8 protein-coding genes and 4 pseudogenes are annotated in these 9407 nt (G+C 33.9%); 9 read left to right on the forward strand and 3 right to left on the reverse strand.

Features of this window, described 5'->3' with window-relative positions:
- Window positions 1-75: 75 nt before the first annotated feature.
- The 6 genes and pseudogenes from K737_RS08805 (at window position 76) to K737_RS02120 (ending at window position 4340) form a co-directional block, all read left to right on the forward strand.
- Window positions 76-750, forward strand: a pseudogene (locus tag K737_RS08805) (IS5/IS1182 family transposase).
- Between the two features lie 296 nt (window positions 751-1046).
- Complete coding sequence (locus K737_RS08810; RefSeq protein WP_006303561.1) at window positions 1047-1274, forward strand: hypothetical protein; 228 nt, start codon at window positions 1047-1049, stop codon at window positions 1272-1274.
- A 138-nt stretch (window positions 1275-1412) separates the two neighbouring features.
- A pseudogene (locus tag K737_RS11870) lies at window positions 1413-1547 on the forward strand (transposase); the annotation flags it as partial.
- A gap of 642 nt (window positions 1548-2189) precedes the next feature.
- A complete protein-coding gene (gene rpmF, locus K737_RS02110) occupies window positions 2190-2435 on the forward strand; it encodes a 50S ribosomal protein L32 (RefSeq protein ID WP_006303562.1) in 246 nt (81 codons plus the stop codon).
- Window position 2436: 1 nt separating this feature from the next.
- Window positions 2437-3441, forward strand: a complete 1005-nt coding sequence (gene plsX / locus K737_RS02115) for a phosphate acyltransferase PlsX (protein WP_006303563.1) — start codon at window positions 2437-2439, stop codon at window positions 3439-3441.
- A 182-nt stretch (window positions 3442-3623) separates the two neighbouring features.
- Window positions 3624-4340 (forward strand): DsbA family protein, encoded by a 717-nt coding sequence (locus tag K737_RS02120; protein ID WP_035574893.1) that lies wholly within the window; start codon window positions 3624-3626, stop codon window positions 4338-4340.
- Between the two features lie 71 nt (window positions 4341-4411).
- Here the strand turns inward: K737_RS02120 and K737_RS11875 are convergent.
- Window positions 4412-4573, reverse strand: a pseudogene (locus K737_RS11875) (transposase); the annotation flags it as partial.
- Between the two features lie 62 nt (window positions 4574-4635).
- Between K737_RS11875 and K737_RS07680 the strand changes: the two are divergent.
- A pseudogene (locus K737_RS07680) lies at window positions 4636-4848 on the forward strand (transposase); the annotation flags it as partial.
- Between the two features lie 1176 nt (window positions 4849-6024).
- On the opposite strand, the gene K737_RS02125 reads toward K737_RS07680, so the two are convergent.
- Complete coding sequence (locus tag K737_RS02125; protein WP_006303565.1) at window positions 6025-7203, reverse strand: hypothetical protein; 1179 nt, start codon at window positions 7201-7203, stop codon at window positions 6025-6027.
- Between the two features lie 582 nt (window positions 7204-7785).
- The gene (locus K737_RS02130) at window positions 7786-8589 is read right to left on the reverse strand and encodes a glycosyltransferase family 25 protein (protein ID WP_006303566.1); all 804 of its coding nucleotides are present in this window, start codon (window positions 8587-8589) and stop codon (window positions 7786-7788) included.
- A 387-nt stretch (window positions 8590-8976) separates the two neighbouring features.
- On the opposite strand from K737_RS02130, the gene K737_RS07685 reads away from it, so the two are divergent.
- Both K737_RS07685 and K737_RS11395 read left to right on the forward strand, forming a co-directional pair.
- On the forward strand, window positions 8977-9063 hold the full coding sequence (locus K737_RS07685) for a hypothetical protein (protein WP_235075662.1): 87 nt from the start codon (window positions 8977-8979) through the stop codon (window positions 9061-9063).
- Window positions 9064-9127: 64 nt separating this feature from the next.
- A complete protein-coding gene (locus K737_RS11395; RefSeq protein WP_268743847.1) occupies window positions 9128-9253 on the forward strand; it encodes a hypothetical protein in 126 nt (41 codons plus the stop codon).
- The last annotated feature ends 154 nt before the right edge of the window (window positions 9254-9407 follow it).

Below are 9407 nucleotides of genomic sequence, written 5' to 3' on the forward strand. Positions count from 1 at the left end.
GCCCCATCCTCAATTAAGTTAATTTTTTATATTTTTTGAAAATTTAATAGAAAATTCAGAAGGATTTTGTATTCAATGAGACGGTATGCGTTGAGGCAGAGGGGTCGGCTCAAGGATCTTTTACCTGGAACCTCGGGAGGTGTGCGCGTTACAGCAAAAGATACCCCCCTCCTGTTTGTGTAGGCTGTTTTATACCGTTACCGTGCAGGAATTTCGTGGCCGGAGAGGTTTGGCGCTTTTAAAGCTATCCATCCGCTTTACGAGTTAGAGCCAAAAGGGCGTATAGAAAAGAGTCTTTTAGGCGCTGGCAAAAGACGCCAAAACGAGTACGCGATGATCGATTCCACGATTGTGGGCGCCTACTAACACAGAGCTGGAACTAAAAAAAACGAGAACCAGGCCATCCTGAGCACTAAGATTCATGCAATCTGTGACGCCCAAGGCAATATCACTAGTAATCCCATCGCTTTTCACTTGACAAAAGGTCAGACCCATAATTTGGAAGGCGCTGATCACCCCGTGAAGGCTGGTGCGGTACTTGCCGATAAAGCGTATGATGCCGATGAAAGGAGGCAGAGAAAACTCAAAGAAAAAGGGGGGGGAAGGCCGTGATCTCTCCTAAAAAAACCCGTTCAGTGCCTTCAAATTATGATACATATCTTTTTAAATCCCGTCTTTGATCGGAGAATTTCTTGGCCAAAATGAAAGCAATACAAAGCCATTTCCCTGTGCTATGAAAAAACGTCTTAGAATTTTCTAGGCGCTATTCACTTGGCTTTACTTGTCGTTTGGCTTAATTGAATACGGGCCTTAGTATGAAATCATTAGACCAGCTGTGTTAAGTATGATTTTATGTAAATTTTATGAGAAGGTAAGGCGGGATTGCCCATCTAAAGTAAGTCCCCTTGTCGCTAAGATACGTAAGGATTCAGAAATGTTCAAGGACATTTGAACGTTTGTTTGGACTAATACTATTTCCCGATACTAAATGGAGAAATACGAAGCGGTACATATATAGTAATTTAGGTTGAATTAGGTGTGATTTTTTGTTAAAACAAAAGGAAAATGACAAAGAGCTGCAGCGATTTAAGACAAACTTTTCGTACGTGGAAGCAAGCCAAAAAAAGCGAATTCAGTATCAAGAATCGATCAAATATATGCGTATCCAAGTCTTGTATATATTGATGAAAGCGGCATCGATATGGCTATGTGCAAAGACAGAAGCCTGGGGCAGAAACAGTGAAAATTCGGTTGGAAAAAAGAGTAGAAAGTAGTATCAAAGAACAAATAGTATTGCCGGTTTGGTTAATAACAATCCGATAGCACCAATGGGGTTTAACGGATCTTGCGAGACAGTATAATTCCAAGCCTGGGTAGAATTTTCTGATCAAGGACTAAAGCATAGTCAAGGAGTTATTATGGATAACGCCTCTTTTCATAAATCTAAGAGAAGTAGAAAATTAATAGAATCTGTAAAATGTAGTATAATTTTTCTACCTCCTTACTCTTGTGATTTGAATCTAATAAAGAAATTCTGGGCTAAATGAAGAGGTGGACAATATACTAAATTTCAACTCCCTATTCGATGCTATTTTTTACTTTTTTAAAACATCCAATTCAACCTAAATTAATATATCCTATCGAACAAGATTTACGAACCCCTTGGGGCTTTAGAAGCGGTGCTTTGCGAGTTTGTGCGCGAGTTTAAAAATACAATTGTGAAAAGTATATGTACCGCTTCGTATCTCTCCATTATAGTATCAGGAAATGGTATAACTTATCTGTCCATTTATGTAATGGAATCTGGTCATAATCTCTTTAATCAAGATCATAGAACGAGTAATCATGATGATGTGTCGATCTTTAACCTTTTTTCTTCTATAAGATTTTTTTATTTTTATGTAGAATTATGATTTTTATACTATAAAAATCAGTAGAGATCCCCCTAGAAGCGCAGTTTTTTCTAAATCTTCTTATGTCTAGTATAATTATAAAAGCTTTTCTCGTTATTCAGGGAAAAAACTCCGAGGAAAGATGTTGTCAGTAGAGAGGCGAGTGAATTAACCAACAGTTATTTACTTAACTTTTTTGCTCTTTCCATAGTTTTCCTTTCCAAAAGAATATTTATTACTCATGTTTCAAAAATTAGCTTTTTTCGTCTCTTGTAATTTCTATTTTTTTTTTGTAGAATGGTTGAAAAGAAGCGGTTGGGGGAAATTGTGGCAGTTCCAAAAAAAAGAACTAGTTACTCTAGACAAAGAATGCGTAGATCTCATGATCACGTAAAAATTCATCCCGTGGGGACGTGCAAAAATTGTGGTAAAAATAGGTTTCCTCATCATATGTGTTTAGAGTGTGGGTATTATAATGGAAGGAAAGTAATTACGACGAAAACGGAGTTGCGTGTTTTGAAGCAAAAGAAAGAAGAAGATTAGTATGGTTCGTCTTTCTGTGGATGTTATGGGGGCAGATGCTGGAGTGGAAGAGCTTCTGAAGGGGGTTTGTCTATTTCATGAAAGGTATCCAGAATGTAAGTTCCTGATTTTTGGTTTAGAGTCTGAGTTATCAAAGGCGTTAACAAAGTTTTCTCTTCCCTCTCATCTCTTTGAAGCTATCTATACCCCAAGTTATGTAAACTCGCAAGCAGAAGTTTTGGCTACGTTAAAGTCTGGGATGGATACTAGTATGTCGCGTGCTTTGCATAGTGTTGTTTCTGGGCAATCTAAAGGAGTTGTTTCTGCTGGGAATACTGGAGTTTACTTAGCGCTTTCAAAATCTATCCTGAAGACTTTAGAGGGGATTCTTCGTCCCGCCATTGTTTCGCAGATTCCTACGTGCAGAGGAGAAAGCGTTATGCTGGATCTTGGAGGAAGTTTGGAGAGTTCTAGTAAGGGGCTGGTTCAGTATGCATTGATGGGGAAAATATTTTGTCAGAAAGTTCTAGGGGTTGAATTCCCGTCTGTTGGTTTATTAAATGTGGGAACTGAACTTCAAAAAGGGAAAGAGTCTTTAAAAGAAGCTTATGAGGTTTTAAAACATCAACAAGGGATAGATTTTTATGGCTACATAGAAGGAGACGATATTTCTAAGGGAACAGTGGATGTTATCGTTACAGATGGATTTACTGGAAATATAGCGCTAAAAACGGGGGAAGGCACTATGCGTATGATGTCTTTTATGTTGGGAAGAGCGTTTCGAAGTTCTTTTTATGCTAGGTGTGCGGGCTGGATTGCTAAGCCTTTTCTTCAGGATTTTAAGTCTTATTTTGATCCAAGGATTTATAACGGTGCTTTATGGTTGGGGGTTAGAGGTATTGCAGTAAAAAGTCACGGGGGCACAGATGCTATCGGGTTTTCTCATGCATTAGAAACTGCTTACGATATGGTTCGTATGAATATTGTACATGAAATTCAAAATACTCTTTTAGAGCGATCTTTTTAGAATTTAATGATTTGACATAATGAACACAATTATTTTAATCCTTTTTTTGTGGCTTTAGTAATGCGATTTACTTACTTATCTTCTTGTGAAATTATCGTTTTTTTACGATAAAGTTGTGATTAAAGGTTTTATGCTAGAATTATGATTCTTGAATAAAATAAATAAAAGGTGCTTTGTTGAGTGTGTATAAAAAGAGTTTATTAGGTATGGGGTTATCAGTACTGTGTATAGGGGTTGGGATATGCGTAAATCGCTGGATGCCGCTAGCTTCTAGAAAAGACGATCTTAAATCTCAAGAGGTTATGCAAGAACGCTACATAAAAACAGCTTTTTCTCAAGAAAAAAAAAACTTTTATTTAAGTTTTCGTTATCCCGGTAATGTTCCTGTTACGCACACGTTAATCGCTTTTACGTCTCTTGCCTGTCATGTGTGTAGTGCGTTCCATAACGAAACCTTTTTAAAGATTCAATCGTCTGATTTGTATACTTCTGGAGCGCTTCGAGTTATTTTTGTAGAATATCCTGCAGATCGTGTAAGTTTTTTTTCTAGTGGGTATGTCTGGGCTTGTAAAAATCCAGGTTCTGCAAGAGACCGTTTAATGAAAAATCAGTCTACATGGAACTTTCATAACGAATCTGAACAATCTGCAGAAAAGGTAGAGAATTTAAAGTTAGAAAAAGTTAAGAAAATTTTAAAAACAAGCAAAACATTATCAAAAAAAGAACTAACGACATTGTTTGAAAAGAAAATGCAAGCACAAAAAGTCTTTGGTATTACAGACGTTCCTTTTTTTGTGTTATATCAACCCAATCGTTCAAAAGGAAATCGTATAAAAACACGAGTTGGAGAAGTAGAGTGGGATACTTTTCATTTGTGGCTTGAAAGTTCTAATCCTTAAAAAAGATTGTAAAAATGGTACTTTCTTGTAGATTAAAGATTTTCTTTTAAAAAAATTAATATGTAGCTAAATCAGTATAAAAAGATTACGAGAGAAGGGAATTGAAATAAGCGATCAATTGAACAAGATAATGTTCTTCTTATATGTTTTGATTTGGACCATTTTTTCTCAATAGGATTGAGATCAGGGGAATAAGGAGGCAATAAAGAAAACTGTGACCTAAATCTTCTAGCATTTTTTGCATAGCTTTTTCTTTCATTGTAACAAAAAAATCACACCTAATTCAACCTAAATTACTATAGTTATGGATAATGCCTCTTTTTATAAATCCAAGAGAAGTAGAGAATTAATAGAATTTGTAAAATGCAGTATAATTTTTCTGCCTCCTTACTCTCCTGATTTGAATCCGATAGAGAAATTCTGGGCTAATATGAAGAGGGGGATTGAATGCAATATACTAAATTTCAACGCTATTTCGTGCTTCTTTAAAATATCTAATTTAACCTAAAGTACTATACCTATTTCTTTTGGAAGGTTTGGTAATAAAATCTGCTGCACCCAAGATGTAAACCTTTTGTAAGCGAGATATGAACCCCATTACAATTATAGCTTTGCCAAAAAGCGCCTATGGGATTTGTTCTCTCCCAGTCGTGAGAGCCATAATACTGCTTACCTTTATCAAAGTATCCATGCGTTCTTGGCATATCATGAGCAAAACCACTTTCATCACTATATCTGCTTATCTATCTGATGCCAGAAGTGCTGACTTCTAACCTCTTAGCCCTTTCATAGCACCTGTCTGGAAATTCTTCTGTATAATTTTTCTTTGTCTAATTTTGTCCGCGGTTTATTCCTTTTGTTGACTCCTTCAAGATTTTTGCTCCATCTTACTACTGCTGATTTAGATATGCAAAATCTAGCGGCTACTTTTCAAATGATAACCCGTGCTTTGTTTTTAATACTTTTTTCGAAAATCTAATGAATATGTCATAACTTTAATTATATAATTTATTACATAATTATAACTCTATCCAGCTCCATTGTCATATTCTTTTTATCATGTTTATCTATATCTTTATAAAATTCACGAGAGTGCGTTTTGGAATCTTATAGTGGGATTTTCCTGACGACCTGTCTTTAGAAGTCTGCTTTGATTAGCTAAAATATTGTAAAAAATTACGATATATGAAGTTCAAGTAAATCGCCCAGAAATCTAGATAAAATCTTTTATGAAAAGTATTAATTCTATTTTTTTAATACGATTCAAATCTGAAAAACAGGTAAAAAACTAGAGGTGCAAAGCGCAGCCATTCTTTTAAGAATTTTTGAATTTCTTTACTTGTGTGGAAGAATATAAATATTTTTTAGTTCACACTTTTTTGAAGAATGTAGAGTTTTTATAGTGAGTTTTTAAATATCTTTTTTCTTGTTTTGAGCTTTCTTAGTCATTTTTTTCTTTCGAGTACAGCTAAGCCAATAATTTTCTAATTCTGACTGAACTAATTTTTTATTCCCGGAAGTTCATTTATAAAATTTGTATACCATTCTTCTTAAGCATATTAGTGGTTAAAGTCTAAATAAAAAGCTTCGTGGAAGATATTTTTACCTAAATAAAAATTATTTTCCGCGAAACAAGTTTTTATTAATTTTTTACGAAAACGTAGTTTAAAAGTTGCTTAAAATCTTACTCTTGTCTAGGAATAGGCTTTTGGAAGTTTTCCACAGGCTTAGGAAAAAAACAATAAGATGCTGAGCGCTTTGAAAATCCCCACATAACCAAAAGTGTTACAGCGTTTTTCGAATCTTCGTCTTCCGGATTATAGTCAACACCGTGAGGCAATTCTTGAACGGAACTAAAATCTACGCCACATTGTGTTAACTGTTCTTTAATTTTTGAGGATAAGTCATTTGCTTTATCTCCAAACCACAAAAAAGTATTTTTATTTGGAAGAAAAAGTTTTTCTTTTCCGTAAGATTCATAAACATCTTTTACAGCAAAAGAGGCTACGCAAATCGTATTACCGTCAATATGAGGAGGCTGGTACCGAGAAGGTCCTGTTACTAGACGCAACTGCATTTCAATATTTTCCCATCCCTCTTGATTATTTTTCAGGGTTTTGAAAATGTTAAACTCTTTACGAAGCTGTAAACCAATAGTACTAAGAAACTCTTTTTCTTTTTCAGATAGTGAAGAAAACATTTCTTCGTCTTCAAATTTTTTAACCACAACTGTAGTAGACGGAGTGTTTTTCGGATAAAGGCCAGCCTTTTGAAGTATTTTTTTCATAGTACTATGAAATTCAATTAGTGAAGTTTCTAAATTATAAACTGACGGACGATCTATATCAATCAAGTTAACAGCAGTCTTTATTCCTTCCTGTGTGAACGGACAAATAAAACGGACACTTTTATCTTCTTTTTCTCTTATTCCTATCGCTTGAGTTCCATCCGTTTCTTTTAAAGAAACATTATTATCTCTTGCATCTTGTATTAAATCCAAAAAACTTTTTTTGCATTGTTTAATAATTAAGTTAATTGGATCAATAATTGATGGGAGAGGGGAAAATCTCCAAACGCTTTTTGTACCTTTTCCTAGCTCTTCTCTTTCAAATATTTTATTTTCTTCTTGATCTTCTAACAAAAAGCTCTCAGAGCAATTATTAATAATCGCTTGAAAACTTTCTTCTTGCGAGTCAATAATCGTACTATCACAGTCAGCAGGAACGGAATGATTCAAAACGGCTGTTTTTTCTTGATTTGCATCTACCGCAAAACCATTTCCTATTCCATTTCCCTCTGCAGAATAAACTGAACTCAGCAGCATAATAAAAATTTGCATAAATTTTTTATTTAACGTAACCATTTTAAACTCTTTTTTAGCAAAGGATACGATACAGACGCTACAAAAAAAAACAAGTATTGTCAATACGATAATTTTAAAAAATTATGATTATTTTGTTAAATTTCGGTAAAAATCAATAGAAGAGTCTTGAGGTGTCCGATGCTTTTTTGATCATTTAATGGATTTATTTTTGTATATACAAAAAAATAATTAAATATTTAAAATTTTTATAAAGTTCTTAATAAAGAGATTTAATAAGTTTTTAAAAAATTAATATTTTATATTTTTTAAATTCTTTTATATCATAAAATAAATTTATTCATTAAAAATAATAAATATTTTAAAAATTAAAAAAAATATAAATCAGGAGGCAGAACGAAAAATATACCCATTTACAAATTATTTATAGAAAAATATTTGCTTTCAATGTTAATCAATAAAATAACGGACGTTAAATATATTAAAGTACATTCTTTGAGTACTTGTTTTAATTCTGCGATTTAAAACAAGTAGCTATGTCATTAAAACTTTTTAAGAAGACACATTTTTAATATGCTAAACCTATACACGTATTAAGCTAAAATTCAAAGACATGACATTGTTTTAACTTTTTTGAGAGTGGAAATACTGACGGTACAAAGGAAAAGACCAGCGTAAATTGTAAAGGGCTTGATGCATTTCTTCTTTCACCCTAAAAAACCCACACAATGCCCTGGTCCAAGAGGAAAGATTTCTAAGATGCTCTCTTCCCATTTGTTCGATAAAAGAAAACTCAGACGTTTGCTGGACAATTCTTGGCTCGATCCCTACAAATTTAAGATTCAGTTTATGAGATTTTGTATAATAATGATCTACCGGAAGCGTTAGCGGGAACGCTCTGCATAACAAACATCGCGCTCCTTGCTTGGTTAATATGTAGGCACCTGCTCCAGTTACCGCACTTAAATAAGCACACAATTTGTGTCCAGTTTTAAAGCGCTTTATGGGTAAAGGTGTTCCCCGGTGATTAAGCTGCAGACTGCATAGATCCCACTCAATTTTCCTATCTTGAGTAGAAAAATCATTTTCTTGTATTGCTTCTAATTCTTTCAAAATATTAAGCAGTAGATGTGGATCGAATGTTACATCATCTTCTAAAACAAGGCAGTAGTCTTTTTGTGAGTTATAAAATACTTCCCACACTTTAACATGGCTAAGGTAGCATCCGATTGTTCCTGTGCTTAAGGGTTGTCCAAAATTTCGAACGGTTTGATGAATGTCAAACGGGATATGTGAAAAATTTTCATATTTTCCATCGATAGCTGCTACGCGTTTTATATTGAAATCGGAACATTTTAATAACCTATGCGTTATTTTATTCCATCGCTCTTTGGCGCGATCTAGGTTTATAATGTACGTGTCAATCATTGGTACTAGCTTGTAGATAAATGTAGATAAGCACTTTTTATTCTATAATAGTAATTTTTTTTTTCAATAAAAAAATTACATATATAGTAATTTAGGTTGAATTAGGTGTAATTTTTTTGTTATTTTTTTTTGTTAAAATAAAAGAAAAACGACAAAGAGCTACAGCAACGATTTAAGACAAAGGTGAATAGAATATTTAGATGAGGGGGCAGGTATATTGAAGCATCGCACCTATTTAAAATAAGTGTATCAGCGATAGGAAGTTGGTATAGAAAATTGGCATAGAAAATGCAGACAAGAACTCAGTTATTTTTCTAAGAAGCATGGTGGCTCAGAAAAAAAATTGACTTAGAGAAGCTTGAAGAGTATGTCAAAGAAACCCAAAATATGCCCTTGAAAAAAGCTGCTCAAAAATTTTGGGTAAGTATTTTTACAATCAGTTACTGGTCAAAAAGATTAGGCTATACCAAATAAAACTGAAAGTGTTGGACTAATGCGTTAAAAGCAGTCATTGACACGCTCGACAAGATCCATAGCTATGTTGTCCCAGATTTTGTCGAAAAAATGCAGCATACTTCTTGCAAAACTCTTTGGCAGAGACAAAAAATCGATTATTGCGCACATGTTCATTCTTCGATGGGGTTCAGGGGTTGGGGGGGGGTAGGGCATAAGTGTTGAAAGTGTCAAAATAAATGTTTAACAGCATTGAAATCCCCTCCTGAAATAATAATTAATGTTTTAATAAAAGATTTCTCTAGATCTCATGTAAATTGAAATAATGGAATTTTGAAGCCATGCAGTTTCTTTCTAGCCTTGTA

The sequence above is a fragment of the Holospora undulata HU1 genome, assembly GCF_000388175.3.
GTDB lineage: Bacteria > Pseudomonadota > Alphaproteobacteria > Holosporales > Holosporaceae > Holospora > Holospora undulata_A.